Source organism: Nocardia macrotermitis, assembly GCF_009604405.1.
Taxonomy (GTDB): Bacteria; Actinomycetota; Actinomycetes; order Mycobacteriales; family Mycobacteriaceae; genus Nocardia; species Nocardia macrotermitis.
This window is the reverse complement of sequence record NZ_WEGK01000012.1, coordinates 131286-157950: the sequence shown is the minus strand read 5'-3', so window position 1 is coordinate 157950 and position 26665 is coordinate 131286. Positions and strand designations below refer to the sequence as shown.

Below are 26665 nucleotides of genomic sequence, written 5' to 3'. Positions count from 1 at the left end.
GATTGTCTAGCAGTGCTAGCATCGAGGTATGTCGGTACAGGAACGCAAGCAACGCGAACGGGCCGAACGCGAGCGCCTCATCGTCGCCACGGCCCGCGAACTCGCCGAACAGCAGGGCTGGGACGCGGTCACCACCCGGCGGCTCGCCGAACGCATCGAATACAGCCAACCCGTGCTCTACAGCCACTTCCGTGGCAAGCGCGAGATCATCGGCGCGGTCGCGCTCGAAGGCGCCACCGAGATGGCCACGACACTGCGGGCCGCGACCGCCGCGGTGGAGGGCCCGCGCGCCCGGGTCACCGCCCTGGCCCTGGCCTACCTCGACTTCGCCGAACGCAATCAGCCGGTCTACGACGCCATTTTCCAACTCGACGGCGGCCTGATATTCGCCAGCGAGGACACCCCCGAGCCACTCAAGGACGCCTTCGCCGCGTTGCTGGAATGCCTCGGCGAGGTCGCCGGGGACGGCGTCGAGCCGGGGCTGTTCACCGAACTGTTCTGGGCCGCGCTGCACGGGCTGGCCACCCTGACCCGCGCCGGACGGCTGCCCCGAGTGGACGCCGAACGCAGGGTGGAGTTGCTGGTGGACCGGCTCGCCGTGCTCTGAGGCGCCCCCGGCGGCGACGCCGTGTCCCGCCGACTCTGATACGGTACAGAACGTGCCGTTTCGTAATGAATCTCCCGCGGAGGTGCGCGCCGGACGTCCCCGCGATCCCGCGCGCGAAGCCCAGATCCTCGCCAGCGTCCTCGAGCTCCTGGGCGAGATCGGTTACGACGCACTGACTTTCGAAGCCGTCGCCCGCCGCGCCCGCGCCTCCAAAGCGACCCTGTACCGGCGCTGGGAAACCAAACGCGAGATGGTGGTCGCCGCGGTCAAGGCCGGCCCCGCCGCGGGCAACTCCCCCGCCCCCATCGACACCGGCGCCCTGCGCACCGACCTGCTCGCCCTGTGCGAACGCCTCGCGGCCACCATGGCCTCGGCCGATGCCACCATGAGCCTGATGCTGCTGCAAGCCGGTCTCGAGGACCCGGACCTGTGCGGCCACATCGAGGAAACCACCGGGCCGACCGGAGCCAAACTCCCCGCCGAGGTGCTGTCCGCGGCCATCGCCCGCGGCGAACTCCCCCCGGGCGCGCAGCCGTTCCCCTACGAGGAGATCACCGGATCGGTACTGCTGCTGCGCTCACTCAACGGCCTGCCGGTCAGCCCGCAATACCTCGCGCACCTGGTCGACACCATCCTGATCCCCGCCCTGCGTGCCAGCGCCCCGGCCGATCCGCCACACCGCGCCATCTTCTCCTGACCATCACCCGAGCACCGAAAGGCCAACGCCCCATGACAGATTCGAGGATCGACGGCTTCGACTACCGCCGGCTTCCCGGAGCCGACGGCATCACACTCAACGTCGCCACCGCCGGTACCGGGGACCCGATCGTGCTGCTGCACGGCTTCCCGCAGACCCACCTCATGTGGCGGCACGTCGCGCGCGAACTCGCCGAACAGCACACCGTCATCGTGCCGGACCTGCGCGGCTACGGCGCCAGCGACAAACCCGAGGAAACCTCCCCGCACACCTACTCCAAACGCACCATGGCCCACGACATCCGCACCGCGGCAAGCGAACTCGGATTCGACCGATTCGCCCTCATCGGCCACGACCGCGGCGCCCTGGTCGGGGTGCGCGCGGGGTTGGACCACCCCGACACCATCACCCACCTGGGCATCCTGGACGTGCTGCCGACCATGGACAGCTGGGACGTACTGCACGGCGCCGAGGCCGCGGTCGCCTGGCACCTCTACCTCATGGCCCAGCCGAAAGGCCTGCCCGAGCGCATGATCGAAGCCGTCGCCGCGGACTTCTTCGGCTCCTTCCTCGACGCCTGGGACCCCAGCGGCGCCACCTTCGCGCCCCCGATCCGCCGCCACTACATCGACAGCTCCACCGCCGCGATCCCCTCGATCGTCGCGGACTACCGCGCCACCGCCGGAATCGACCTGGAGATGGACCGCGCCGACCGCGAAGCCGGAGCCCAACTCGCCATGCCCGTCGCGGTCCTGTCCCAGGACTGGGGCGCGGTGCTGGGCTTCGACGCCGCGGCCCTGTGGCGGCAGTGGGCCCCCGCGGCGACCTACCAGCCCATCACCACCGGGCACTTCATGGCCGAGGAAAAGCCCGCCGCGGTAACCGAATTCGTTCGCGAACTGCTCACCCGCTGAGTCGAACCACCCGGGGTTCAGGCCAGCTGCGTCGCGCGGTCGGCGACCGCGGCGGTCATCGCGCCGAAGCCACGCCGCAACGCCGCACCCATCAGGCCCGTGACCACCGGCAACAGCCAGCCGCCGAGTTCGAAATGCGAGTCGTAGCGGCAGTGGGTCGCATCCACCGGGGTCACGGTGTGCGAGCGCAGGCTGTGCAGGGCGCCCAGGGGAATCGGTTTCATGCGGTAGCTGAACGCGGTGCCGGGATCGACCGAGCGGATCCATTCGCGCTGGGTACGCTCGCCCGACCCCAGCAACCGCACCCGCATGGTGATCGGCGCGCCGGGCTCGAGGGTCGATTCGGCCGAGACGCAGAACGGGTTCCACTCCCGGTAGCGGGGGAAGTCGGTGAGTACCTGCCAGACCACCTCGGCGGGAGCATCGATCCGCACGGTGTCCTCGATCACGAAAGCCATGCCGGAACAATACTGAAACAAGTTCTAGAACGGGTGTGGGTGCGCGGGCCGGGCGCACCCACCCCGTCTCAGACGCGCCCGACCGTCAGCGACACGTTGTGGCCGCCGAAACCGAACGAGTTGCTCAGCGCGTAGGAGATGTCCTGCTCGCGGGCCTTGCCGTGCACGATGTCCAGTTCCACACCCTCGTCGGGATTCTCGAAATTCAGTGTGGGAGGGACGATTCCGTCACGCACACTGCACACCGTCAGGATCGCCTCGAGCGCGCCGACCGCGCCGATCGAATGCCCCAGCGCCCCCTTGGGCGCGTACACACTGGCCCCGGGCGCGACGGCGGTGATGGCGTTGGCCTCGGAGGCGTCCCCGACCGGCGTCGAGGTGGCGTGCGCGTTGACGTGCTCGATATCCGCGGGCGCCAGCCCGGCGAACTCGATCGCCTTGCGCATCGCGCGCGCCGAACCCTCACCCTCGGGCTGAGTTCCGGTGATGTGATAACCGTCCGAGGTGATGCCCGCGCCCATCAACCGGGCGTGGATCCGCGCACCCCGCGCGCGGGCGAACTCCTCGGACTCGAGCACCACCAGCGCACCGGCCTCACCGAACACGAACCCATCACGATCGCGATCGAACGGGCGCGAGGCGCGGGTCGGCTCGTCGTTGCGGGTGCTCATCGCGCGCATCATCGCGAAACTCGCGATCGGGATCGCCTCGATATAGCCCTCCACGCCACCGGCGATCACCACATCGGCCTCACCGGTCGCGATCAACCGCCACGCGTGCGCGATCGCCTCCGCACCCGAGGAACACGCCGAGGTCGGCGCGTACACCCCCGCCTTGGCACCGAATTCCAGGCCCACGCGCGCCGCGGAACCGTTCGGCATCACCATCGGCACCGTCATCGGCGGGATCTTGCGGTAACCCCCGGTGTCCATCAGGCGGATGGCGGCGTTGATGGTGTCCCCGCCGCCCAGGCCCGTGCCGATCGCGACCGCGAGGCGCTCACCGTCCACCTCGGGCGTACCCGCCTCCTCCCACACCTGGCGACCCAGCACCAGCGCGAGTTGCTGCACGTAGGAGTGCCGGCGCAGTTCGATGCGCGTCAGGTGCTCACCGGGCCCCTGCTTCAGCTTGCCGCCGATGCGGACCGGCAGATCGTACTTGGTGACGAAATCGTCTGTGAGCGGGCCGATTCCGCTCTCACCGGCCAGCAGGCCCGACCAGGTGCCCGCCAGATCCGGGGCCAGGCTGGTAGTGGTGGTCATGGCGGTGACGACAACATCACGCCGCGAAAGTGAAGCAGTTGTTACACCCATGGCGTCATGAATACCTGTACCAAGCGCTACAGTCAACCGGTGCCACGCCCTCTCGACCAGGCCCGCCGGGCCGCCCTGCTCGCCGGAGTCATCGCCTACATCGGCGATCACGGACTCGTCGAACTGTCCCTGCGCCCCCTCGCGGACTACCTCGGCACCAGCTCACGCATGCTGATCCACTACTTCGGCAGCAAGGAACAGATGCTCATCGCGGCCCTGGAAACCCAGCGCCCCGACATCGCGGGCCTGTTCGCCGGCGTCATCGACATCGACATGCTGCGCCGCCGCATGATCGAATCGTTCTGCGTCAACACCACCAGCGACTGGGTCACCAGCACCGGCGTCCTGATGCAGGTCCTGGGCGTCTCCACCGTCCCGGCCAGCCCCTTCAGCGCCTACGCCAACGATGCGGTCCACATCCTGATCCACGCCCTCACCGACGTACTGCAAAGCCTGGACCCGGACCTCCCCGACCCCGAATCCACCGCCACCCTCCTGATCTCGGGCATCCGCGGCCTCCTGCAGGACCGCCTCGTCACCGGCGACACCACCCGCGTCTCCAAAGCCGCCCGCCTCCTGATCAACCAATGCCTCCCCCCGACCAACACCCGCACCCCCACCCACTGACCGATACCCACACCCCCGCCTCCGGATACCCGCCGCCCGAACCGGATACGACCCCCGGTCGCATCCGCCCGCCGTACGACGTTGTCGCACTGAACCGGGATCGGCGTCCGATCCGGCCACCATCGGCTCGGCCGACCGCCGCGTATCGATGGCCCCGGCGGCACCCGGATCGGCTTCAGGACTGTCCGGATTCGTCGCACGCGGCACGGACCAGACCACGAGCAAGCTCACCGGCGCGTCGAGCGGGCCCCTGGTGACCCAACACGGTCGCGGTGACGTAGACACCGTTCACCAGCAGCACCAGATCATCCGCGAGTTGCTCGGAATCCGCGGCCGCCAGTTCACGCATCCAGTCCCGGACCTGCTGCTCGTGGGGCCGCCACCCGGTTCGGCCGCCCCCGGGACGGGAGGCCGGGGCAGCTACCGCGTGAGTGGCCGGTGCGGACCTGGGCACAGTCGCGAACATCGGACCGTGAGCCGAGCAGAACTCAGCCCGTCTGCTGCAATGCGCAGTGTCGTAGGCTCGGACAAACGACTCACCTCGAGGAGCCGATTGTGACGGTAACGCATCCCGATGCGCATCCCCGGATCACTGCGGAAGAGTTCCTGACCGCCGAGCCCGACGCATTCGGCGACATCGAGATCATCGACGGCCTCGTAGTACAAATGAGGGCCCAGAGCGAGGCGCACAGCCGCATCGTGCGCCGACTCGCCACCGCTCTGGACGACGCTCGCGACCCCGCTGGCCCGTGCCTGCGCATCGGATCCGATGTCGCGGTCCGTTTCGCCGACGCCGAGGACCGCCGAACCGACCACCGACTCAACATCCGCTATCCGGACATCTTCGTCCGCGACTGCGAACCGTACGACGTCAACACCGTCCGCGACCACATCGCCCTGGTCGTCGAAGTCGTCTCCAAAAGCACCGTGGACACCGACACCAGCGAGAAACACCCGCTCTACGCCCGCACCGGCATCCCCGCCTACCTCATCGTCCACTTCGACAAGAGCTGGGAAACCATCGACCGCATCGAGGAATACCGCCTCGACTGGTCCGGCCTGCGGTACATGCCCCACAAAGTCCACCGCACCGCCCTGGTCCTGGACACACCGGTCACCCTCGCGATAACCTTCGACGCTCTCCATCGCCCCTGACCATCGGCCTACAGTCGGAGCCGGACATCCAGCCCGCACGTACCAGCGTCGGATAGGGCAATACGAGGACAGGGGGATTCGGTGGATGCGGACTGGGCGGGGCAGCGGGGGTGGGGTGTGCGGATGGATTGGGGGCCTGCGGGGGCGCGGGCGCTCGCGGCGGGGAGTGTGGTCGTGGTCGTGGTCGATGTGCTGTCGTTCACCACCTCGGTGTCGGTGGCCGTGGAGAACGGGACTCGGGTGCTGCCGTGTGCGTGGCACGATGAGCGGGCCGATCGGACGGCTGTCCGGCATCGGGCCGAGCGGGCCGTGGCGCGATCGAAAGCGACTGTGCGCCAACCCTGGTCGTTGTCTCCGGCGGCACTGCGGCGCGCACCCGCGCCCGCACGCCTGGTGCTGCCCTCCCCCAACGGATCGGCCATCTCCGCGGCCGTCACCGACGCCCCGGTCGCCGCGGCCTGCCTGCGCAACGTCACCGCGGTCGCGCAATGGATTCGCGCACAGGGCTGGGGCACCCTCGATCATCCGGTCTCGGTCATCGCCGCGGGCGAATCCTGGCCCGGCCAACCGATCCTGCGCCCGGCCATCGAGGACTGGCTCGGCGCGGGCGCGCTGATCTCCGCCCTGGCCCGTCACGGCGCGGGCCCCCTGTCCCCCGAAGCCACCACAGCGCGCGCCTCCCACGACGCCGTCACAGACCTGCCCGCACTCATCCGCGACTGTGCCTCCGGCCGCGAACTCACCGCCATCGGCTTCGCCGAGGATGTCGAGATAGCCGTCGAAATCGACAGCAGCACAGTGGTTCCCGTCCTACACGACGGCGCGTTCACCGACCTGGCGGCGATCAACTGACACCGGGCCCGACGCGCCGGGCAAGTGCTACACCCTGGCAGCCAGTTGCGGGATCTGTAGCTGCGACCACGGACTGACCACGAACGGTGCCCGATCGATGACCTCTACCAGGACCGCCCACTCGATCCACCGCCATTCACACACCTCCGACGGGGCAGGCCGGGGTTCGCGGTCCGTGCTGGCGGTCCAGACCGGGCAGTACTCGTTCTCCACGATTCCATCGGCCGCGACGGCGCGGTACCGGAATTCGGGGAGCGCGATCTCGAGATCCCTGATCGCCTCGAGGCCGAGTTCCTGTCGCGCGCGTCGGCGCACCGCGTCGGCCATCTCTTCGCCGGGTCCCGGATGCCCGCAGACGGAATTCGTCCACACACCGGGCCATGCCTTCTTGCTCATCGCTCTGCGGGTGAGCAGTACGCGGCCGTCAGGCCCGAAGATGTAACACGAGAACGCCAGGTGCAGCGGCGTTTGCGTGGTGTGCACGCTCGCCTTGGGGGCAGCCCCGATCGGGGAGAGTTGTTCGTCGAGCAGGACGACCCGCTCGATCTCGGGGTGGTCGTCGACCCGCAGGTTCATCGCGTTCACCGCTTCGTGCCGTCGAGACCGGCGTAGACGGTCACCACAGGGTCCGCGGGCCGCTTGTAGCTGACCCAACTGAGCCGACGCCCACCAGCGAGGTCGCTGCCGGAGGCAGCGGTGATGACGGCGCCGAACAGCTCCGGAGCGATGCCCGACATCTCCAGCAGATCCACCACCCGCACACTCGCCTCGGCATCGCTGCCGACATTCGGGTCCAGCGGGCAGTACAACGTCACCGACGCGGGCTCCGGATTGCTCGCCAGAAACGACAAACAGGTCATTGGTGCTTTCGCCCAGCCATCGACCGGGCTGTTGTCGATACAGCCGAGGATCTTCGGGAGAAGATCAGGCTCGTGGTCCGCCGCCAGAGCCGCGACTCGTTCGATCTCCTCCGGCCCGCAGCCGGCATGCCGCAGGTACAGCTTGACCCGGGCCTCGGGGAAGTTGCCCAGATCGAGTGCGAACAGCGCGATCTCATGATGCGGACCATCGAACACATCCGCACCCAGATGCTCGCACAACAGATCCCACTGGGCGCCGAGCCCCAGACGCCCCATCGCGGCACCGACGGCCTGATGCGGCCGCGACGGACCGATCGCCGGGTTCAAGTACACCTTGAACAGCGGAATGTCGCCGGTCGTCAACGCTGCCGCGCACATCATCGAGAACGAACCACTCACCGCCGGCCCCTGGAAGATGTCCGCGACGAGACGAAACTTGCTGACATCTACATTCAGAGCCTCGCTCAACCGCTCCACGAAACGGGATTCCTCCCGAGGCGGTGACGACGCACCCAGCGTGATGTCCAGCGGTTCGAACAACACCCGAGCCGCAGCTCCCGATCGGGTCATCGCGAACGAAAACTCCACCGGCGAACCATCATTCGCGACGAACGAGTGGTGGCGGTCCAACCGTTCCACCGGTTCGTCGGCCCACGCTCCTGGTAACGAACACACCATCTCGATCTGACGCGCGGCGCCCTCGTCGGCTGGCGCCATGGTCCGGCACAACATCTCCAAGTGCGCCGCGACAACGCTTCGATAAGTCAGGGGGTGATCAATGTCGACACATGCCCAGGTTCTTGCGCGGTTCGCTGCCATTCGCCTTCTCCACAGAACAACTTCGGGAAGGCGGCACCCTATGGAAGGCCGACCAACCCTACTGTCATCGTACCAACTTTTATGTACCATACCATTATCCAGCGGCACACTTGACGGCGGAGTGACCTCCGGAACCCGCAGCGGGTCAAAACGCCCGTGGCGCACAAACCGCCACCTGGGCCAACTATCGAGGATGTGCTGGGTGCCGCCGTGCGGCACCTAGGTCAGCATCTCGCCGAACTTGGGCCTGAAGCGCCGGTTGCGGCAGGCGTTGTGTCAACGCTGGTAACGCTCGGCCCGGTACGGGCTCATGTTCCCGATGTCCTCCAGAGCCGGTGCCAGATGGCGGTTGTCGAGTTCGAAGCACAGCAGGACATCGAGCAGGGCCGGGATGCGTTGCGACGCAGGGGGTATCGGGCCCCAGGGGCGGCGGGCCCGTTTCGACCGCGTCCACAATCGGTTCCAACCGTGCCTCGTACAGCGCGCGGATCAGGCCCGTGCGATCGCCGAAGGGCCGGAACTGCGTTCCTTCCGCACCCTCATTGAAGACGAAATGCCCCGGAACAGTTGACATTCCGAACAATGGGTCAGATGTCCACGGCGACGGATATGCGTCCGAAGCGTATCGGCCAAGCCCTGGGTCTCCCCTTCGGCGACCCGAAAGAAGTTGCGTTGTATACCAATGACCTCACCGGGTTCCGGCCGGTCGAGCGACGAGTGGATACTCTGCTCAAGGTCACCACCGCGGAGGACGGCGAGTTCATGCTGGCCGCGGAGGCGCAGGGCGAGAAGGACGCGGACAAGCCCGCTGCCCCGGCATACTGGGTAACGCCCGGGCCACCAAGAAATGGAGTGAACTGATGGCTGTCGATCTGTCATTCTTCCGGTCGCCGACCTCACAGCGGCTGCGGGCTGAGGGGCGAGCTGCCGGGGAGGCGGCGGGGCGCGCTGCTGGGCGGGTCGAGGATGGGGTGGAGAAGATCTTGCGGCTTCTCGGTAAGCGGGGTGTCCCGGTCTCGGCCAAGGATGAGAAGCGGATTCGGTCCTGCGGCGATATCGAGGTCCTCGATCGCTGGTTCGATCGCGCTATCACCGCCACCGACATCTCCGAGGTCTTCGCCGCGTAGACGGCTCGGCGAGCATGCGAATCATGAAGTGGCGGAACGTGATTCGCGAAGGCTGGATATCTGGTCCAGTCGGCGGTAGAAGGTCAGCAGGGTTTCGGTGAGGGATTGCGGATCTTCCAGGGCGGCCAGGTGGCGGATGTCGGGGAGGGCGGCCTCGGTGACGTCGGTGGCGACGGCGTGCATGGTGTCGTGGGTGAATCGGCTCGCGCCCGCGCCGACGGACAGGACTGGCATGGTGAGCTTCGCCGCGGCGACCATGTCCTGAATCTGCTTGCCCTCGACCAGCATTGAGCGGTAGAGGCCGCTCGCTCCGGCGAAACCGGCGGGCTGGGCGTAGACGCGGGTGAACTCGTCGAGGTCCTGGGCGGTGATCGAGTCGGGGCTCGCGCTCATGGCGGGAAAGGCGTGCTCGGTGAGGAATTCGCGTTCGCGGCCGGTCATGAGCATGTCCGCGATGCCGGGTGCGGCCAGTACCCCGATATACCAAGTGCCGCCGTGGGTTACGTCCGCGAGTACCTCCATGCCGAAGCCGGGCAGGCCGGTCTCGATCGCGGCGAAACTGCGGATCAGATCAGGGTACGTGGCGGCCAGACGGAAGGTGGTGACGCCGCTGATGTCCTGGCCGGTGAGATGAACCGGGCCGAGATCCAGGTGTTCGATCAGCCGACGCAGGCACTCCGCCGCGAAGGTGCTGCTGAATTCCGTTGCGGCATGGGCGGAATCGCCGAATCCCGGCAGATCCACGGCTATGACGCGATGCTCCGCCGCGAGGAGCGGGATCACGCCGCGGAAGGCCCACCAGCTCTCCGGGAAGCCGTGGACGAGCAGAACCGGACTTCCGGAACTACCGGCCGTGACGTAGTGCACCGGGGTGCCGACCTGCGCGATGTGATGGGTGACCTCGGGAATCGTGGCACCGGCGGGAGTGATGGGCATGGCATCTCCAAGGATTGCGACAACTTGGTTGTCGCCAAACTAGCAACCAAGTTGTCACTACGTCAACCAGGTTGCGTATGATCGCGGCATGACCAGGTCCGGCGCTGATCTCGCCCTGCTCCTCCTCGGCGGCTTCCGCGCACTCGCCGACGCCGCCAGCGTCGAACTCGCTCGGCGCGGGCACGAGCAGATCCGGCCCGTCCACGACTTCGCGATCCGCACCATCGACGCGGGCGGGGACACCATCCCCGAACTCGCGCGTCAGCTCGGCGTCTCCCGCCAGGCCGCCGCCAAAACCGTTGCCTTCCTGGAAGATCGCGGCTACATCGCCGGAGCGCCCGACCCCCGGGACAGCCGACGCCGCCGCTACCAGGTCACTCCCCTGGGCCACCAACTGCTGCGCACCGGGGAGGAGGTCTTCGATCAACTACGCGAGCAATGGGCCCGCCGGATCGGCACCGACGAGCTGAACCGCCTCGAAGACGCCCTCTCCGACTTGGGAATTCGCATCCCCAACACCTTCGACGCCCCCGGCTACTTCACCAACGCCGACTGATCCACGCCCGGACCTACTCCACCGACGGCTCGACCCGGCGACCGTTGCGCCGCGAACGGGCCCACCGGACCGCCCGGAACCCCAACCAGCCCAACCCAATCAACAACGCCACCACCACGACGAACGCGGCGATCGGCACCACCAGCGCCAACACCGTCAATGCCATGGACGAGACGTCCTCCAGGATCGACACGACCGGATTACCCACGCCCGCAGTCGTTCCCGTCACCAGCGGCCGCGAGGTCGAGCGCCCGACATGCACACCACCGGCGACGACCGCGCCCAGAACCGCCGCGACCGCCGTCGGAACGTGCGCGTTCAGGCTGGTATCGGCGGCGAACAGGATCCCGCCCGAAGTCGGCGCGATCACCGTGCCCAGGGCATGGATCGCCGAATCCACCGCCGGGATCTTGTCGCACACCAGATCCACGACCAGCAGCACGGCAATGCCCGCCAGCACGAGGGTCGAGGACAGCCAGTGATACGGCTGCCCGAGATCGATCCACCCCATCCGGTCCGCCACGCCCACCACGAACAGCGGCAACCATGCATTGAGCCCCGCCGCACCCGACAGCCCGAAAGCGCCGAGCACCGCGCCCACGGCCGATGTGATCTCCATGGGACAAGTGTGGGGCAACGGTCCGACATACGCCGACCGATGTGAGACGGCGGCAGTTCTCGAACCGGACACCGCTTCGAGGACCGCGACGGCTCGGCGAGTTCGTGCGGGCAGACGGGCGTCGATCTTCGCGCGTCTCGAACGTCGGGAGGGTGGACGGCTACACAGGTAGCCGCCGTTTGCCATTGATCGACAGGAGCCATCAGTCATGCCAGTGAACGTCGACCCGAACGCCAGACTCGTTGTGCTGTGGGGTGATCCGTCCGATCCCGACGCCTTCGAACACCACTATCGCGAAGTGCACATCGCCTTGGGCCGACAGCTGCCGGGACTGCGGCGGTACTCGCTCAGCCGCCACATGCGCGGCGTCCGGGGCGAGCAGTACTACCTGATAGCGACCCTGGAGTGGGACGACCTGACCGCCTTGCACGCCGCGTTCGAATCCGAGATCGGCCGAGCCGTCGCCGCCGACGTCTCGCATCTGACTCGCTTCGCCGCAGTCCGCAGCATGATCTTCGAACTCGACGACCTCATGCGGTAGCGGTCGTCTCGCCCCGAAGCGCATCGGCCAGGGCCTGGGCTTGGGTTCGACTGATGCCCAGAGCGATCGGGACCTGGCGCGGACTGTAGCGGGAAGTGCAGATCGGCACCGGATTGTCCTCGGCCACAATCCATGACGGCGCGACGGGACGATCATCCGCATCGGTTTCGAGCAGTTCCCGTGCGAACCGAGCGGCCACGTCGTCGATCATCCCGCACCGCACGAGCGCCTGCGCCACGACATCGACGGCGTCATCGGGGGTGGCCGCATCCCCGAGCATGGGCAGCAGAAGCAGGAGACGCTGCGCCGGGTCCAGCAGGCCCTCCGCGTCCGACACGCCCTGCGGGACAGCGGCGGCAATAGCGGTCAACTCCTGCCAGGACAAGCCCGGCCCGGCGGAACTGGGACCACACTGCCCCAGATGCCCGAGCCGACCCCAGTCCGGTTGGTGCACAACGAATTCGACGGTGCTCTCATCCTCGAAATTGACATAGATCGCCAACGCCGTGTGCCCGCCCCCGAACGGGACGCGGAACGTGAGCCACGGCAGACCGGCATCGCCGAGACGCTCCATCACCGTCTCGAACACCGACTCCGTGACGCCGTAGGCCTCCGGGTCCGCATCGAGATCACCCATCGTTATCAGCAAGTGCGCCAACCAGAAAGCCGGTCCGTCGGCGAATTCCTCCCCCGCGACCAATTCGGCGTCGAGATATTCCGGGACGTCGACTACCCTGGCGGTTTCGCTCATGCCCGGAGAATATCAGCGATCCCCGACCCTAGCGGTGTACTCCTAGGCAAAACTGTTGCAGGAGAAAGTATTACGGTCGATCAGGAAGATCAGTCCGGTCATGTGGGCACCATCGATCCTCGCTCGCGCCAGAAGGTTCGCACCGACCCAACCGGCAGCGCCTGCGTGAATGGGACTGCCTCCCTGGAACTGCCGGGCGGGGCGAGCCGTCGACGTCCGCGGCGCTGCGACATCCGAACTCTCGCGCCTGGGCGCAGCGGTGCTGGGTTCGCTACATGCCGAACATCTTGTCCCCACGAGGCACAACGCCGTCCAGCAACACATCGAGGAAGTGGATCGCCTGAGCCGGGTTGCCGGCCCGGGCCACGGCGGTGGTGAGGACCAGCAACTCGGGCACTCCGAGGTCGCAACGGATCGCGCCGACCTCCTGCGCCGCGCTGACCGAGCGCCAACCACCCGCCGCGGACCCCGCTTCCCGCTACGCCATATCCGCCCGAAATTCAGTCGATACTACGGCGACCCCTGATAGCGCGCCCCGCCGACGATGCTGTAGGCGGGATGTTGGTTACCCGAGAGCATAAGTGCGGCAAGGGTTTTCGTGGAGCGGCGATACGATGGCGTCGGCTACCTCTTGCGCCCGACTGCGGCGTATCCGGCTGCCGGTGGTTTCGTGGCGTTGGTTTGCAGACGGGGCACCTGCGGGTCCGGTTCGGGTTCGATCCCGTTGGGGTGCCAGTCCTCGATCGCGACGACGCCCGGGGCGAGCAGGTCGAGGTTGCGGAAGAATCTGGCGACGCCGTCGTACCCGCGGGCCTCCATCGCAATGCCGCTGCGGGTGTATGCCTGGACGGCGCCCTCCACCATCTGTTCATCGAAATCTTTTGTCAGATGGGTCATTACGAGATACGAACCCGACGCCAGGGGTGCGAGCAGGGTATCGATGATGTCGTAGATGCGGTCCCCGGGAACGAAATGGCACAGCGCGATCAGACTCAACGCGATCGGTTGATCGAAGTCGAGCGTCTCTCGGACACCAGCCGCCGACAGGATCCGCTCGGGCGCGGTGACATCGGCCTCCACATAGTGGGTGCGCCCCTCGGCAGTGCCGGTGAGCAACGCCCGCGCATGCGCCAGCACGATCGGATCGTTGTCGACGTACACCACTCGCGCGTCCGGCGCGCTGTCCTGAGCGACCTGATGCAGGTTCGGCTCGGTCGGGATACCGGTCCCGATATCCAGGAACTGCCGCACCCCCTCCCCCGCGGCCAGATGCCGCACCGCGCGCACCATGAACTCCCGATTACCCCGAGCAACCGCCCGCACCGAGGGAATAGCCTGCTCGATCTTCTCCGCAGCGGCACGATCCGCCGCGTAATTGTCCTTACCGCCGAGGAAGTGATCGTAGATCCGCGCACTGTGCGCAACATCCTGCCGCAGATCGACCCCACCACTGGAATCGGACACGCCTGCCTCCTTCGCCTCGACCATCGCCACTCGACGAGAAGCTAACCACCCCAACCCGCGCATACGCCGCGCAACCTCGAAACTCGGCCGGTCAGGCCAGGTTTCGAGCCGCCGCGTGCGTGAAAGCTGCCCACTCGTCGGATGTGAAGATCAACGCTGGGCCTGAGGAGTTCTTCGAATCACGAACTCCAACAAGCCCTTTGGCGAGAAAGGCAACCTCGACGCAGTTCCTCGAACCGCCGCTGCGGCTGCTCTTGAACCACTTCGCGGTCGTTAGCTCGTCCGTCACGACGCGTACTCCTTCGCAATCTGACGAAGCAAGGCTCGACTGGCTGTCGCATCCAACGCGCTTCGCCGTAGAGAATCGTATGCCCCATGGTATCGCTGAACCGCAATCGGTTTGGCGAGGTACAGCTCCCCTATGAATGATTCTGTGTAGACGACGGGTGGCTCGACCGCTTGGCCTCGACTGTCCGCGCCGAACTCCAAGATCACAAACGAACCAACAGCTTCCCCGAGAGGGAATCCGGCACTGAACGGCAACACCTGCACATTGATGTTTGACCGAGTTCCCATGTCCGCCAAGTGCTTCAGCTGGGCAGCCATGGCCTTCGAACCCCCTACAACACCCCTAAGAACCGACTCGCGCAAAACGACATCCAGTGTCGCTGGTTCGTACTTGCGCGTAATCCTGGTCTGCCGCCGCATCCGCAACTGCACTCTGCGTGCATGCTCCTCTGGACCGTCATCAGGATAAACGGACCGGATCAATGTGCTGGCATACGCCGGGGTTTGCAGCAGCCCGGGCACCAACTCCGGCTCGTAGGTTGTCAGCCGTTGCGCTGACGCCTCCAGTCCAACGAAGAAGTCGAAGTTCTCCGGCATCAGGTCGCCGAACTCGTACCACCAGCTCTGGTCATTGCCTTGCGCGGCAAGACCTTTCATAGCCGCCGTATGGTCCGCGTCGAATTCGTAGATCCGACAGAGTGCGTCGATATCGACCTCGCGTACCTTCGCGACATTCCCCTTCTCGATTCGCTGCAAGGCAGTCGCGCTGCGCTGGATCAGGTCGGCGGCGTGGTGGAGGGTGAGGCCGCGTTCCTGGCGGCCGTCTCGTAGGTATTTGCCCAGTTGGCGTCGTGCCAGGGTTGATCCGTCGTCCGACATTCCCGCCTCCCGGTGCGGCTCGTTGAATGAGGTCAGCCCATCATGTGGCTCGTGGTCGTTGGTGTGATCGGGGGCGATTTTCGTGCGATTCGCGCATCGGGCCAGGATGGAATTCGGTTTGAAACAGTCCACTTTGGACAGGTTCCATTCGGGGCGTGTTCCGTTTGGTGAATTCTGTTGCCCGCCAGTCCATATCGCGCGCGGTCGGGCCGAGCGCGGCGACCGATGTATCGGCGCGGATGTCGCCGTCACGCCGTGCGGCTGGGACGGATACCGGATGCGCGGCGTGGCGGACCGCGGACGTCGCGTCGAGGCTGGTGAGGGCGTTGTGATAGACCGGATCGCGGTCGTTTCGTATTGCTGAAAGGTTCGCTCGTGTCGCTCGAAGAATCCGCATCCCCGGTTGCCGAACTGATCGCCGCGCGGCGGGACGGTGGGAGCGTGCCGGGGCGGCGGGCGGACGGGGCGCGGCTGGCGTTGGTGATCGAGGGTGGGTCGGCGCGAGGGGCGTATTCGCACGGGATGGTGATGGGGCTCGAGGATTTGGGGGTGTTGAGCTGCTTCGATGCGGTGTACGGGTCGTCGGCGGGGGCGTTGAACGGGGCGTGGTTGCTGTGTGGGCGGGCGAATCGGTCGCGGCGGGCCTGGCATGCGGATGTGGTGCGGCGGGTGATCGATCCGGCGCGGGCGTTGCGTGGTGGGCGCGTGGTCGATACCCGGTATCTGGTGCACACCGTGTACGAGCGGATCGTGCCGATGGATTTCGCCGCCATCGTGGAGAATCCGGTGACGTTCCACCCCATCGGCACCGACACCGCCGACGGCGCGGCGGTGGATCTGCATCCGCACATCACCGACCCGGCCTCGCTGCAACGGGCGCTGCTGGCGACCACCTGTCTGCCGATTCTGGCCGGGCGTTCGGTCGAGTTCGCCGGACGGCGCTACGTCGACGCGGGGCTGTCCGAATCGGTGCCCATCCACACCGCTCTGGCCCAGGGCGCAACCCACACGCTCGTCCTGCGCACCCGCCGTGACGACGAAATGCCCAGTGCCCCTTCGTCGATCGAGACTCGCGTCGTTGCACGCTACCTGTCCCGGCACGCGCCCGGGGTGGTGCAGAACTGGCTCGCACGCGCCGAACACCATGCCCGCGACGAAGGCGTCCTCACCGGCGATCGCACCATCCTGCAGATCCGCCCGCCCCGGCACGCGCCCGCGATCGGACGGGTCGGGCGCGATTCGGCGGTGCTGATGCGCGCATTGGACCTGGGACGCGACGCGGTTCTCGCGGCGCTGCCGGGACTCACGCATGTCGCGGGGTCGGGGAACATCGATGGAGCAATCCGGCCCTAGCGGCTACTCGACGGAACCACCGACCCCAACGCGCGACCTGGGCGGCCCCGCAGTCATCATCGGCCACTCGCGCTCGGGCGGCGCGGCCACCATCGCCGCGGCCCAGGATCCCGGATCCGTCATCGCGCCTTTCTGAGCGAAAGCCGCAGTGCTGGTTCAGGACTCGTCGACAACTGCGATCCGGTGACCTTCGACGATGTGCCCATCCGCAGTGACGATGTACCTGCCCGCACTGACGATGTGCCCGTTCGCGACTGACGATGTACCTGTCCGTACCGACGATGTGCCGTTCGCGACTGACGATGTGCCCGTTCGCGGCTACGAGGAGGATGTCGCACGAAGCCCGTCGAGCACAACGGCGATCAACGGGCTCCCGGAATCACGTGAGCGAGCGCGGCGTTCGGCGGTGGCCGTGCCGATCAGCAGGTCCAGCACGTCGGCGAGATCGACATCATCTCGTATCGTCCCGTCCCGCTTCGCCTGCACCAGAAGGGTTTCGAACGATCGGATGAACTCGTCCCGGAGCCGGGCGGGCATGGCCACGGCGATGTCGTCGCTGTCGTCGAGCGCTTCGCACAGCGCCTGATTGAGGGCGATCTCGCCGACGAGATGGGCGAAGTAGTCGCAGAACACCTCGCCCGATGTGGCGGCCTCCGAGCGCAGGCGTGCGCGTTCGGTGAATTCCTCGACGCGGCCGATGACGACCGCCTCGAACAGTGCGTTGCGGGTGGGGAAGTGCCGGTACACGGTGCCGACTCCGACCCCGGCCCGGCGCGCGATCTCGTCGAAGGACACCGCCGAACCCTCTACCGAGAGCATGTCCCGCGCGACCGCGAGCACCTGATCCCGGTTGCGGCGCGCGTCCGCCCGGAGCGGTCTGGCGTCGTGCGCGGCGTTCTCACCCATCATTCGAGCATACGGCCACCCTTGCGAAACGGAGAGAGGTCTCCGTATAGTTCCGAAGCGGAGAGACTTCTCCGATTACCGCGCGGTGCGGTGACCCCGAGGAACGATCACGGAGGACAGATGAACCAGGTTGTTTTCGTCGCCGGCGCGACCGGACAGCAGGGTGGCGCGGTCGCGGACCGGCTGCTCGCGGACGGCTGGCAGGTGCGGGCGCTCACGCGCCATCCGGACAGTGTCCGGGCTCGGGCCCTGGCGGACGCGGGTGCGCAGCTGATCGCGGGCTCGCTCGAGGACTCCGCGACGATCGATCGCTGCGTCGAGGGCGTCCACGGCGTCTACAGCGTGCACCCCGGGCCGCTGGCTCCCGAGCAGGACGAGGTCGCTGCGGGCAAGGCCGTTATCGACGCGGCCGTGAAATACGGTGTGGCACATCTGGTTTACAGTTCGGGCCTGGGCGCGGACCGCGGTGGGCAGCCCACCAAATGGGAGATCGAGCAATACCTCGCCGCGTCGGGCGTCTCGGCCACGGTGCTGCGCCCGAGCTCCTTCATGGAGAACCTGATCACGCAATCCGCCACGGTCGGCATCAGGGACGGCGCGCTGCGCACCGCCGCCGCGCCCCATGTGCGCCAGCAGTTCATCGCGCTCGACGACATCGGCGCGTTCGCCGCTCTCGCGCTGCGGAATCCGCAGGTCTTCCGCGGCCGCACACTCGAACTGGTCGGCGACGCGCTGACCCCGCCCCAGGTCGCCGCTGAGGTCAGCGCGGCGCTCGGGCGGGAGGTGCCGTACATCCAGCGCCCGATCGAGGAACTGCGCCGCATCAACGAACGATTCGCGCGGGGCTACGAGATGCTCAACAGCGGCGACGGCAGCGTCCCCGATGTGGATATCGAAGGGCTGCGGGCGCTGCACCCGGGGCTGATGAGCTTCCGGGAATGGCTCGGGCACAAGGGAACCGGGCTGATCCGCCCGTTGCTCGATCCCCCGGCCTGATCGCCGCGCACGGACCCGGCCGTCCGGGAGCGCGTGGCACGAGAGCATGCCCGCGCGGAACGCACGTTCGTTTCGGACAAGCGTGCCCGGAGAACTCTGAGAAGCGCACCCGGAGAAGGGGTTTCGCGAGCGACGATCAGACGACGGGAACGACAGGTGCGTCGAGCAACGTGCGGTCCCCGTCCGCACCGTGACCCAACGCCGTCGCGACGTCCTCGTGTGGAGTTCCCAACCACACCGCGCTGACCTCGTCCAAACGCCGATAGTGCTCGTCACCGAGTTCGACCTCGAGCGACCCGAGATATTGCTCGAAATGGGCCAGCGAACGCGGACCGAGGATCGGAATCAACGTCGTCGGCGCGAGTGTGGCGCGTCGACGCAACCAGGCCAGCGACACCTGCACCGCGCTGGCGCCGATCTCCTCGGCGACTTCCAACACCGCGTCGACCACGGCACTGCGCTGCGCGGTGCCCTCGAGCGCGTCACCGCGAGCGCTCAGCCGCCCCTGCTCACCCTGCCGATACTTCCCGGTCAGCAGTCCCCCGGCCAAGGGCGAATACAACACCACACCCAATCCGTGGGCCTCGGCCATCGGCAGCAGCTCCCGCTCGGCGGACCGTTCGGCCAGGCTGTATTCGGTCTGCATGCCGACCAGCGGTGCCAGCCCGCGCAGATCCGCCCGCGCCGCCGCACCGGCGACCCGCCAGGCCGGGAAGTTGGACAACCCGCCGTGCAGGATCTTGCCCGAACGGATCAGATCCTCGAACCCGGCCAGAATCTCCTCGATCGGGGTCGTGCCGTCGGGAAAGTGCGGCATGAACACATCCACGTAGTCGGTATCGAGCCGCCGCAGGCTCGCCTCGAGCGAACGAATCATCACCCTGCGGCTGTTGCCGGTGGTGCCGGGGCGAGGATTCGGCTGCCGGGTCCCGCTGTATTTGGTGATCACCACGAACTCGTCCCGCCGCCCGCGCAGCAGCCCGCCGAGCACGGTTTCGGCCTGTCCGTTCTGGTAGATGTTCGAGGTGTCGATCGTGGTGCCGCCCGCGTCGGCGAACGCCTCGAAGATCTGCCGCGAACCCTCGGGACCGGCACCGGCCTCCGAGGTCGCGAAGTTCGCCGTGCCCAGCACGAACTCCGACACCCGCAGTCCGGTTCGTCTGCCGAAGGTCTGGTAACGCATGGTCGCTCCTGAAAGTAGTGGTCGCGCGGTAGGCTTGCGACAGTATCAAGAAAAACGAGGGGTCACTCTTTTATATGCCCAAGGTCAGCCAAACACACCTCGACGCCCGCCGTCAGCAGATCCTCGACGCCGCCCGCACCCGATTCGCGGCCAGCGGCTTCGCGCACACCTCGATGGCCGACATCGTCGCGGAATCCGGACTCTCCAACGGGGCCATCTACCGGTACTTCACCAGCAAGGAGCAGATCATCGTCGCGGTCTGCGAACAGGCGGGCGACGCACTCCCCCGCGAACTCACCGCCGCGACCGTCACCGCCTTCCTCGAACACGTCCGAACCCTGGCACGCGAGAAGGGACATGCCCGGCTGACAGCCCAGATCTACGCCGAAGCGGCCGTATCGGAAACACTGGGAGAGGTTGTGCGACAACAACTCACGGTGATGCGCGCGGCGGTCGCCGACCTGGTGCCCGAACATCGGCGCGGCGAGTCCGAGCCGATCGCCGAGGCGTTCGTGGCGCTGTGCAGCAGTTACAACATGCAACTCGCGGTGCGCGGCGATGTGGATCCCGCACCCTTCGTCGCGGCATTGATGGCGATCGTCGAGGGGTGAACGGGCCCGAGTCGGATCACACCGTCACGCGCGAAGCGTCCCGCACCACAATCCATGCTCGGTGCCGCATAGATTGCTAGCCTGTCGCTGTGACTGCGAACTCGAACGACACACGTGCGCCGTTCTGGGATCTGGAAGCCCGGCTGGCCACCGCGCTGTTGATTCTCGCCGGGTTCGTCGGCGCAGCCGCCTATACGCATTCGCAGGGGTATTTCGTCACCTTCATGACCGGTAACACCGAACGGGCGGTCATCGGCGGGTTTCTCGGTGATTTTCTGCTCGCGCGGGGTGCGTTGTTACTGATCGTGAGCTTTCTGGCCGGCGTGTTGTGCGCGTCGGTGTGCCGTCGCCGGTGGTGGCGTAACCATCCGCACGGGGCGACGGTGCTGGCGACGCTGGCGCTGGTGGTCGCCGCGGTGATCGACGGGTTCAGTTCCGCGCAGAGTGTCGGGTTGGTGCCGATTCTGTTCGTCGCATTCGCCATGGGTTCGCTGAATACCTCGTTCGTGCGTAACGGGGAGACCGCGATCCCGGTCACGTACGTCACCGGAACGCTGGTGAAGCTCGCCCAGGGCATCGAACGCCACATCGCGGGGGGCACCCATCGCGAATGGCTCGGGTATGCGGTGCAGTGGTTCTCGTTCGTCGCCGGCGCGGGGATCGGCGGCCTGGTCAGCCTGGTGGTCAACGGCGACGAGATGCTCATCGCCGCTGCCGTCGGTTCGGCCCTGGTCGCGGGGTACACCTGGCGCGCGGACATTCGCTGGGTGCGTCGCCAGGAACAAGCCGACACCGGAAGCTGACGCGCACAACGGGATTCACCCCGATACTCGGGGCTTGACACCGACGCCCATCGGGCAGAGCCTGTCCTGATAACACGCGATCGTCTTCCGGCGGAAGGGAATCGGTGGCACAAGGCGGCCTGTCCGGGCTCGTCGCGCGACCCGAGGTGCCGTGCGAGCGAGGTCTAGGGCCGCGCTGTGCGCTGGTCAGGGGCGGTGGCGACGTGCCGTCTCCCTGGAAGGATAGAACATCCGCCGAACACGTCGCTTCCCAGGAATGGCAACCGGCCGAGCCGAATTCGCCCCTTCCCCGCCCGCGAGGACCGCGATGATCCGGAGACTTCGACACCTGGCGGGATGGTTCTTTCCGCCGCTGAGACGACCACCACGCCGCCTCCGCCAGTGGCTGCCGTTCGGCGCGGCGATCGTGATCATCGCCCTGGTGGCATCCGGCGTCGTCTATGCCCGCGAGATCCGCCAGCTGTTCACCTGCGGCGGCGGTTGGCAGACCAGCACACCCACCTGGCGTGCGGCGGACCAGTGCGTCGGGCTCAGTGCGGGAGCCTACGACTTCGGTGTCCGCGAGATCGCGCCCGTCATGCGAATCATCGAGCAGCAGAACGACTCCGCAGCGGCCAACTGCCCCGAGGGCAGCCCGGTCACCATCGGGGTGCTGCTGAGCCTGACCGACACCTCGGTCGGCGGCCGCGCGCTGGACGAACTCGAGGGCATGGCCGCGGCCCAACACCGCGCCGACGAACCGGGCTGCGTGCACCCGGTGAAACTGCTGATCGGCGAACTCGGCGACGAACAACACGACCCTGAAGCGGTCGCACAGGCGATGGCTCGACGCCCGGACGTGGTGGCCGTCGCCGGAGTCGGTCTGAGCTATCAGTCCACCACCGACGTCGTGGAAACCCTTGCCGCGGCGAAGATTCCATCCATCGGCGATGTGGTGGCCGCCGAAGGTTTCGACCAGGACGGATCCCGCCACGACCAACCCGTCTTCGACAACTGCGACGCCACCGAGACCTACCGGTACGGGATCGGCAAGGACTACTTCTACCGCATCGCGTTCCGGGTCGCCGTGCAGATCGACACCCTGACCAAGATCTCCACGCACACACCGGATTTCGTGGTCGTCCCCACCGGTACCACCGACCCCTACACCTGCACCGCGCGCCCGCTGCTGCACCGCGCCCTGCCCACCGACGCCCCGGATGTGAAATTCGACGCCGACGAACCCGCCACCATCGTCCAGGCCGCCGAAAGAGTCTGCGCCGCAACCCGAGACGTCACCGCCGCCTACCTCGCACGTGGCCGCGACCTGAGCCGATTCCTGGTCAGCATCGACCAGATGTACGGCAGCGGCCGATGCGACGCCGCCTCGATCACCGTGGTCGCCACCTCCGACGCGGTGCGGCTGACCACCCCCGAACCCGATCCGATCCTCGAGGACCTGCGCGACAGAGCGCTCGAGTCGGCCAGCTTCACCAGCGGCAAGATCCGCCTGCTGTCCAGCATGATCGCCGACACCCACCGCCCCACCGACGACCAGGCATATCTGGACTACCAGAACGCCTTCACCGCCGCGCGCCTGGACCATTCCCGCCTCGGCCAGGGCTGGGCGGTCAACGGCTATGACGCGGTCACCACCATCCTCAGCGCGACAAACACTCTGCCGCAACACGATCCGATCACCCGCGCCGAAGTGGACACCGCCATCAGCGGCTACAACGCACCCGAACGAGCGATCCCGGGCGCGGGCGGCCCGATCTACTTCGACAACGCGGGCAACCGCGCCGATCCCGCCCCGGACGTGGTCCGAGTATGCCCGGTCCGACGCGGCGACCGCTCCGCACACACCGTGCGTACCGTGACAATGCCTGCGGGACAACCGATTCCGGACTGCTGACTCACACCCGCCGGTTCGGCCGCTTGTCCATCAACCGCAGGATCAACGGGGTGAAGATCAACTGCATCGCCAGATCCATCTTCCCGCCCGGCACCACGATGCAGTTCGGCCGCGACATGAACGAATCGTGCAGCATCGACAGTAGATACGGGAAATCGATCACCTTCGGATCAGCGAAGCGGATCACCACGAAACTCTCGTCCGCGGTCGGGATCGAGCGTGCGGTGAACGGATTGGACGTGTCGACCGTGGGCACGCGCTGGAAATTCACGTAGGTGCGGGAGAACTGCGGGCAGATGTAGTTCGCGTAGTCCGGCATGCGGCGCAGGATCGTATCCAGTACGGCCTCACCGGAATACCCGCGTTCGGTCTTGTCCCGGATCACCTTCTGAATCCACTCCAGATTGATGATCGGCACCACACCGACCAGCAGATCGGTATGCCGGGCCACATCCACGCTCTCGGTCACCGCCGCACCGTGCAACCCCTCGTAGAACAGCAGATCGCTCCCCGGCACCAGTTCCTGCCACGGGGTGAACGTGCCCGGCGGCTGCCCGAACGGTTCGGCCTCGATCTCGTCGTGCAGATACCGGCGCGCCAACCCCACCCCGTTCTCACCGTAATCGCGGAACAGCGCCTCGAGTTCGGCCAGCAGATTCGCCTCGGGACCGAAATGCGAGAAGTGCCGATTCGCGTTCTGCTCGGCCTCGGCCATCGCCAGCGCCATCTCCCCGCGATCGAACCGGTGGAACGAATCCCCTTCCACCACAGCGGCAGTGATCCCCTCGCGGCGGAAGATCTCCTGGAAGGTCCGGGTGACACTGGTGGTGCCCGCACCGGAGGACCCGGTGATCGCGACCACGGGATGTTTGAGCGACATCACACCTCCGATTCAGTGGCCCGCGGGCCGGAACAACGACCGCGTCCCGAACAGCGACGCGTCGAATCGCGGCCCCTCCTCGGGCTCGCGGTGATACCGCTCGATCCGCTCGACCTCCCGCCGCGAACCGAAGACCAACGGCACCCGCTGATGCAACTCGCCCGGCGGCACCTCGAGCACCCGCGCGAGCCCGGTCGTGGCCGCCCCGCCGGCCTGCTCGACCACGAACGCGATCGGATTCGCCCCGTACAGCAGCGACACCCGGCCCGGACTGCGGGTATCGAACGGATACAGGTAAACCCCACCGCGAGTGAGGATGTGGAAGGTGTCCGCGACCAGCGAGGCCACCCAGCGCATATTGAAATCCCGCCCGCGCGGCCCGTCCACCCCGGCCAGACACTCGTGCACGTAGCGGCGCACCGGACGTTCCCAGAACCGCTCGTTCGCGGCGTTGATCGCGAAACCAGAAGTGTCCTCGGGGATTCGCATCCGCGGATGCGTCAGCACGAACGCCCCGATCTCCCGATCCAGGGTGAAACCATCCACCCCGTCCCCGGTGGTCAGCACCAGCATCGTCGCCGGGCCGTACAGGGTGAACCCCGCACACACCTGCCGCACACCCGGTTGCAGGAAATCCTCCTCGCCCGGCGCGCGAGAGTCGTCCGGACACCGCAGCACGCTGAAAATCGTTCCCACAGGCAGATTCACATCGATATTCGACGACCCGTCCAACGGATCGAACGCCAGCAGATACTTCCCCCGCCGGAATTCCGTCGGCACCGGATGGAATCCGCTCATCTGCTCGGACAGCAGGCCCGCGAGCGGTCCGGTCCATTCGGATTCGGCGACCATGATGTCGTTGGCGATCGCGTCCAGCCGACGCGGCTCGGGCAGCGAGACCGAATCCGCTTGCGCCGCATCGCCATCCCCGATCCGACCGCGGGTGACCTGGTTGGCGATGATCTTCGTCGCGGTGGCCACCACGTTCAGCAACGCGGAGAACTCACCCGAGGAACCGGGATGGCGGTGCTCCTGCGCGATCGTGTAGCGGGTCAGTGTCTCGAGTCTCTCGGGCATCGCGGCTCCTCACCGATCGTCTCCGTCGTCACGAGACCGGCCGGACCCGTCGCCGCCGACGGGAACCGGGGCGGTGTCGCCGAACACGCTGCTGCCGTACACATCCGCGGCGGTCAGCGTGATCAGTTCGGTTCGGCGCAGTGGCCGGTGCAGGTCCACCAGGCGGCGGGCCTGGCGTAACCGGCAGCGCTCGAGGGCGTTGCGCAGGCTGCGCGCGTTGGCGAATAGTGGTCGGGCCATGCGCAATTCGAGATATTCACCCAATGCGGTCACCGCGTCGGGATCCAGGCGGAACTGCTCGCCCTCGGCCATCAATCCGGCGATGGTCATCAGTTCGCCGTGGGTGTAGTCCGGGAAATCGATGTGGTGCGCCACCCGCGAGGACAGGCCGGGATTGGCGGAGAAGAACGTCTCCATCCGATCGGGATATCCGGCGAAGATCACCACCAGACTGCTGCGTTCGGACTCCATCTCCTGGAGCAGGATCTCGATGACCTCCTGCCCGTAGTCGCGCTCGTTCTCCGGGCGGAACAGGTAGTACGCCTCGTCGATGAACAGCACTCCCCCGGCCGCGCGGGCGAGGGCCTCCTTCGTGCGCGGCGCGGTGTGGCCGATGAACTGGCCGACCAGATCGTCACGAGTCACGCTGTGCACCAACGGTTTACGAATGTAGCCCAGCGCGTGCAGCAGATCGGCCATGCGTAGCGCCACGGTGGTCTTTCCGGTGCCCGGACCGCCGGTGAAGCTCATGTGCATCGTGGGGCGCGCGGCGGTCAAGCCGAACCGGGCGCGGGCCCGGTCGATCAGCAGCAACGCCGCGATCTCCCGCACCCGCGCCTTGACCGCCGACAGGCCCACCAGTTCCGCGTCCAGGCGGGCCAGGGTGTGCTCGACCCGGCCGGTCGCCGGATCCAGGGACAGATCCAGTTCCGCGTCCGCGTCGAGGATCTCCGGGCTGTCCCGGCCGGGTTGCGGCTCGTACGTCCGCCGGATCGAGTCGGGGGGACTCGTATCCGCGCGGTACATCCGGAACCCGTTGTGCGCGTTCGTCATCGCCGCGTCACTCGCCATACCGCGCGCCCGGCGGCTCGGTGGTGGCGTAGGCGGCCCACCCGTAGCGCTGGCGGCGATCCTCGGATTCGGTGCGCACCAACGCGAATCCGGGCTCCGCGGCCGGGCGCTGCACCAGGAAACTCAGCGCCGTGGTCTGCCGCCCGTACCGCGCGTCATAGGCGGTGACCCGAATGTAGTGGCGCGGCAACGCATCCCGGCAGGCGCGGATCTCGGCCAGCACCCCGTCGGGTTCGTGCAGATCGAACATCGGCAGCCCCCACATCTCCCAATACACGTTGCGGGGATGCGGATCGTCGGTGTACTCGATCGACACCGGCCAGTTGTTCAGCAGTGCGTACCGCACCTGCGCGCCGATCTCGGCGTCGGACAGCTCCGGCAGATGCGAGAACGTCCCGTGACGCAAATACATGGCAGCCCTTCCTTTC

General features: G+C 67.1%; 32 protein-coding genes and 1 pseudogene. 15 read left to right on the top strand and 18 right to left on the bottom strand.

All coding sequences use genetic code 11. From position 1 onward, the window contains the following. The first annotated feature begins 28 nt into the window (after nucleotides 1-28). The 3 genes from NRB20_RS25935 to NRB20_RS25925 are packed head-to-tail and all read left to right on the top strand — an operon-like array spanning nucleotide 29 to nucleotide 2218. Nucleotides 29-607 (top strand): TetR/AcrR family transcriptional regulator, encoded by a 579-nt coding sequence (locus NRB20_RS25935; RefSeq protein WP_153413473.1) that lies wholly within the window; start codon nucleotides 29-31, stop codon nucleotides 605-607. Nucleotides 608-659: 52 nt separating this feature from the next. Then, nucleotides 660-1304: a TetR/AcrR family transcriptional regulator gene (locus NRB20_RS25930; protein WP_319945401.1), complete on the top strand. Its 645-nt coding sequence runs from the start codon at nucleotides 660-662 to the stop codon at nucleotides 1302-1304. 32 nt (nucleotides 1305-1336) lie between these two features. Next, complete coding sequence (locus tag NRB20_RS25925; protein WP_153413471.1) at nucleotides 1337-2218, top strand: alpha/beta fold hydrolase; 882 nt, start codon at nucleotides 1337-1339, stop codon at nucleotides 2216-2218. Nucleotides 2219-2235: 17 nt separating this feature from the next. Here the strand turns inward: NRB20_RS25925 and NRB20_RS25920 are convergent, their stop codons facing one another. Then, nucleotides 2236-2676 (bottom strand): SRPBCC domain-containing protein, encoded by a 441-nt coding sequence (locus NRB20_RS25920; RefSeq protein WP_153413469.1) that lies wholly within the window; start codon nucleotides 2674-2676, stop codon nucleotides 2236-2238. A gap of 68 nt (nucleotides 2677-2744) precedes the next feature. Beyond that, the gene (locus tag NRB20_RS25915; protein ID WP_153413467.1) at nucleotides 2745-3989 is read right to left on the bottom strand and encodes a KasA/KasB family beta-ketoacyl-ACP synthase; all 1245 of its coding nucleotides are present in this window, start codon (nucleotides 3987-3989) and stop codon (nucleotides 2745-2747) included. 39 nt (nucleotides 3990-4028) lie between these two features. Between NRB20_RS25915 and NRB20_RS25910 the strand changes: the two genes are divergently transcribed. Next, entirely contained in the window at nucleotides 4029-4616 is a 588-nt protein-coding gene (locus tag NRB20_RS25910; protein ID WP_319945400.1) for a TetR/AcrR family transcriptional regulator, read from the top strand. Nucleotides 4617-4791: 175 nt separating this feature from the next. On the opposite strand, the gene NRB20_RS25905 is transcribed toward NRB20_RS25910, so the two are convergent. Further along, nucleotides 4792-4965: a hypothetical protein gene (locus NRB20_RS25905; RefSeq protein ID WP_194290006.1), complete on the bottom strand. Its 174-nt coding sequence runs from the start codon at nucleotides 4963-4965 to the stop codon at nucleotides 4792-4794. 206 nt (nucleotides 4966-5171) lie between these two features. Between NRB20_RS25905 and NRB20_RS25900 the strand changes: the two genes are divergently transcribed. Next, a complete protein-coding gene (locus NRB20_RS25900) occupies nucleotides 5172-5771 on the top strand; it encodes a Uma2 family endonuclease (protein WP_319945399.1) in 600 nt (199 codons plus the stop codon). Between the two features lie 81 nt (nucleotides 5772-5852). Further along, entirely contained in the window at nucleotides 5853-6623 is a 771-nt protein-coding gene (locus NRB20_RS25895; protein WP_406603875.1) for a 2-phosphosulfolactate phosphatase, read from the top strand. A gap of 27 nt (nucleotides 6624-6650) precedes the next feature. Here the strand turns inward: NRB20_RS25895 and idi are convergent, their stop codons facing one another. Then, complete coding sequence (idi, locus tag NRB20_RS25890; protein WP_153413463.1) at nucleotides 6651-7199, bottom strand: isopentenyl-diphosphate Delta-isomerase; 549 nt, start codon at nucleotides 7197-7199, stop codon at nucleotides 6651-6653. Nucleotides 7200-7204: 5 nt separating this feature from the next. Continuing rightward, nucleotides 7205-8392: a tryptophan dimethylallyltransferase family protein gene (locus tag NRB20_RS25885; protein WP_153413461.1), complete on the bottom strand. Its 1188-nt coding sequence runs from the start codon at nucleotides 8390-8392 to the stop codon at nucleotides 7205-7207. 501 nt (nucleotides 8393-8893) lie between these two features. On the opposite strand from NRB20_RS25885, the gene NRB20_RS38440 reads away from it, so the two are divergent. Next, nucleotides 8894-9163 carry a hypothetical protein gene (locus tag NRB20_RS38440; RefSeq protein WP_227833864.1) on the top strand — a complete coding sequence of 90 codons (270 nt, stop codon included), beginning with the start codon at nucleotides 8894-8896 and terminating at the stop codon, nucleotides 9161-9163. Beyond that, on the top strand, nucleotides 9163-9429 hold the full coding sequence (locus NRB20_RS38435; RefSeq protein WP_227833863.1) for a hypothetical protein: 267 nt from the start codon (nucleotides 9163-9165) through the stop codon (nucleotides 9427-9429). Before NRB20_RS38440 ends, NRB20_RS38435 begins: the two co-directional genes overlap by 1 nt. A 21-nt stretch (nucleotides 9430-9450) precedes the next feature. Here the strand turns inward: NRB20_RS38435 and NRB20_RS25875 are convergent, their stop codons facing one another. After that, nucleotides 9451-10365: an alpha/beta fold hydrolase gene (locus NRB20_RS25875; RefSeq protein ID WP_153413459.1), complete on the bottom strand. Its 915-nt coding sequence runs from the start codon at nucleotides 10363-10365 to the stop codon at nucleotides 9451-9453. Nucleotides 10366-10453: 88 nt separating this feature from the next. Here NRB20_RS25875 and NRB20_RS25870 point away from each other — a divergent pair, with 88 nt between their 5' ends. Further along, nucleotides 10454-10921, top strand: coding sequence for a MarR family winged helix-turn-helix transcriptional regulator (locus NRB20_RS25870; RefSeq protein WP_153413457.1), 468 nt, complete (start codon nucleotides 10454-10456; stop codon nucleotides 10919-10921). Nucleotides 10922-10934: 13 nt separating this feature from the next. Here the strand turns inward: NRB20_RS25870 and NRB20_RS25865 are convergent, their stop codons facing one another. Next, nucleotides 10935-11540 (bottom strand): DUF4126 domain-containing protein, encoded by a 606-nt coding sequence (locus NRB20_RS25865; RefSeq protein WP_153413455.1) that lies wholly within the window; start codon nucleotides 11538-11540, stop codon nucleotides 10935-10937. 208 nt (nucleotides 11541-11748) lie between these two features. On the opposite strand from NRB20_RS25865, the gene NRB20_RS25860 reads away from it, so the two are divergent. After that, complete coding sequence (locus NRB20_RS25860; RefSeq protein WP_194290005.1) at nucleotides 11749-12081, top strand: EthD family reductase; 333 nt, start codon at nucleotides 11749-11751, stop codon at nucleotides 12079-12081. Here NRB20_RS25860 and NRB20_RS25855 read toward each other — a convergent pair. The 5 genes and pseudogenes from NRB20_RS25855 to NRB20_RS25840 all read right to left on the bottom strand — a co-directional run bounded on the left by NRB20_RS25855 (nucleotide 12071) and on the right by NRB20_RS25840 (nucleotide 15595). Next, nucleotides 12071-12832, bottom strand: a complete 762-nt coding sequence (locus NRB20_RS25855; protein WP_153413453.1) for a hypothetical protein — start codon at nucleotides 12830-12832, stop codon at nucleotides 12071-12073. The two genes, NRB20_RS25860 and NRB20_RS25855, sit on opposite strands and share 11 nt — an antisense overlap. Nucleotides 12833-13103: 271 nt before the next feature. Next, nucleotides 13104-13262, bottom strand: a pseudogene (locus NRB20_RS39045) (hypothetical protein); the annotation flags it as partial. A gap of 194 nt (nucleotides 13263-13456) precedes the next feature. After that, nucleotides 13457-14296 (bottom strand): SAM-dependent methyltransferase, encoded by an 840-nt coding sequence (locus tag NRB20_RS25850; RefSeq protein WP_319945398.1) that lies wholly within the window; start codon nucleotides 14294-14296, stop codon nucleotides 13457-13459. Nucleotides 14297-14387: 91 nt separating this feature from the next. Next, nucleotides 14388-14585: a DUF397 domain-containing protein gene (locus NRB20_RS25845; protein ID WP_319945397.1), complete on the bottom strand. Its 198-nt coding sequence runs from the start codon at nucleotides 14583-14585 to the stop codon at nucleotides 14388-14390. Then, entirely contained in the window at nucleotides 14582-15595 is a 1014-nt protein-coding gene (locus tag NRB20_RS25840; protein WP_319945396.1) for a helix-turn-helix domain-containing protein, read from the bottom strand. Before NRB20_RS25840 ends, NRB20_RS25845 begins: the two co-directional genes overlap by 4 nt. A gap of 243 nt (nucleotides 15596-15838) precedes the next feature. On the opposite strand from NRB20_RS25840, the gene NRB20_RS25835 reads away from it, so the two are divergent. Then, nucleotides 15839-16816 carry a patatin-like phospholipase family protein gene (locus NRB20_RS25835; RefSeq protein WP_319945395.1) on the top strand — a complete coding sequence of 326 codons (978 nt, stop codon included), beginning with the start codon at nucleotides 15839-15841 and terminating at the stop codon, nucleotides 16814-16816. 318 nt (nucleotides 16817-17134) lie between these two features. Here NRB20_RS25835 and NRB20_RS25825 read toward each other — a convergent pair whose 3' ends face one another. After that, a complete protein-coding gene (locus NRB20_RS25825; protein ID WP_194290004.1) occupies nucleotides 17135-17722 on the bottom strand; it encodes a TetR/AcrR family transcriptional regulator in 588 nt (195 codons plus the stop codon). 120 nt (nucleotides 17723-17842) lie between these two features. On the opposite strand from NRB20_RS25825, the gene NRB20_RS25820 reads away from it, so the two are divergent. Next, nucleotides 17843-18718 (top strand): NmrA/HSCARG family protein, encoded by an 876-nt coding sequence (locus NRB20_RS25820; protein ID WP_153413447.1) that lies wholly within the window; start codon nucleotides 17843-17845, stop codon nucleotides 18716-18718. Nucleotides 18719-18854: 136 nt separating this feature from the next. Here NRB20_RS25820 and NRB20_RS25815 read toward each other — a convergent pair whose 3' ends face one another. Continuing rightward, nucleotides 18855-19901 carry an aldo/keto reductase gene (locus tag NRB20_RS25815; protein ID WP_153413445.1) on the bottom strand — a complete coding sequence of 349 codons (1047 nt, stop codon included), beginning with the start codon at nucleotides 19899-19901 and terminating at the stop codon, nucleotides 18855-18857. Between the two features lie 74 nt (nucleotides 19902-19975). On the opposite strand from NRB20_RS25815, the gene NRB20_RS25810 reads away from it, so the two are divergent. The 3 genes from NRB20_RS25810 (at nucleotide 19976) to NRB20_RS25800 (ending at nucleotide 23209) form a co-directional block, all read left to right on the top strand. Further along, nucleotides 19976-20512: a TetR/AcrR family transcriptional regulator gene (locus tag NRB20_RS25810; protein WP_153413443.1), complete on the top strand. Its 537-nt coding sequence runs from the start codon at nucleotides 19976-19978 to the stop codon at nucleotides 20510-20512. Nucleotides 20513-20601: 89 nt separating this feature from the next. Next, a complete protein-coding gene (locus tag NRB20_RS25805) occupies nucleotides 20602-21315 on the top strand; it encodes a YoaK family protein (RefSeq protein WP_319945394.1) in 714 nt (237 codons plus the stop codon). Between the two features lie 307 nt (nucleotides 21316-21622). Continuing rightward, a complete protein-coding gene (locus tag NRB20_RS25800; protein WP_153413441.1) occupies nucleotides 21623-23209 on the top strand; it encodes a type 1 periplasmic-binding domain-containing protein in 1587 nt (528 codons plus the stop codon). Between the two features lies 1 nt (nucleotide 23210). Here NRB20_RS25800 and NRB20_RS25795 read toward each other — a convergent pair whose 3' ends face one another. Genes NRB20_RS25795 through NRB20_RS25780 form a run of 4 tightly spaced genes read right to left on the bottom strand, consistent with a single transcriptional unit; the run spans nucleotide 23211 to nucleotide 26649 of the window. Then, on the bottom strand, nucleotides 23211-24089 hold the full coding sequence (locus NRB20_RS25795) for a phosphoribulokinase (RefSeq protein ID WP_153413440.1): 879 nt from the start codon (nucleotides 24087-24089) through the stop codon (nucleotides 23211-23213). 12 nt (nucleotides 24090-24101) lie between these two features. Then, entirely contained in the window at nucleotides 24102-25166 is a 1065-nt protein-coding gene (locus NRB20_RS25790; RefSeq protein ID WP_153413438.1) for a class 1 fructose-bisphosphatase, read from the bottom strand. Nucleotides 25167-25175: 9 nt separating this feature from the next. Then, a complete protein-coding gene (locus NRB20_RS25785; RefSeq protein ID WP_153413436.1) occupies nucleotides 25176-26237 on the bottom strand; it encodes an AAA family ATPase in 1062 nt (353 codons plus the stop codon). Further along, nucleotides 26227-26649 (bottom strand): ribulose bisphosphate carboxylase small subunit, encoded by a 423-nt coding sequence (locus NRB20_RS25780; protein WP_153413434.1) that lies wholly within the window; start codon nucleotides 26647-26649, stop codon nucleotides 26227-26229. The genes NRB20_RS25785 and NRB20_RS25780 overlap by 11 nt, the downstream gene beginning before the upstream one ends. Between the last annotated feature and the right edge of the window lie 16 nt (nucleotides 26650-26665).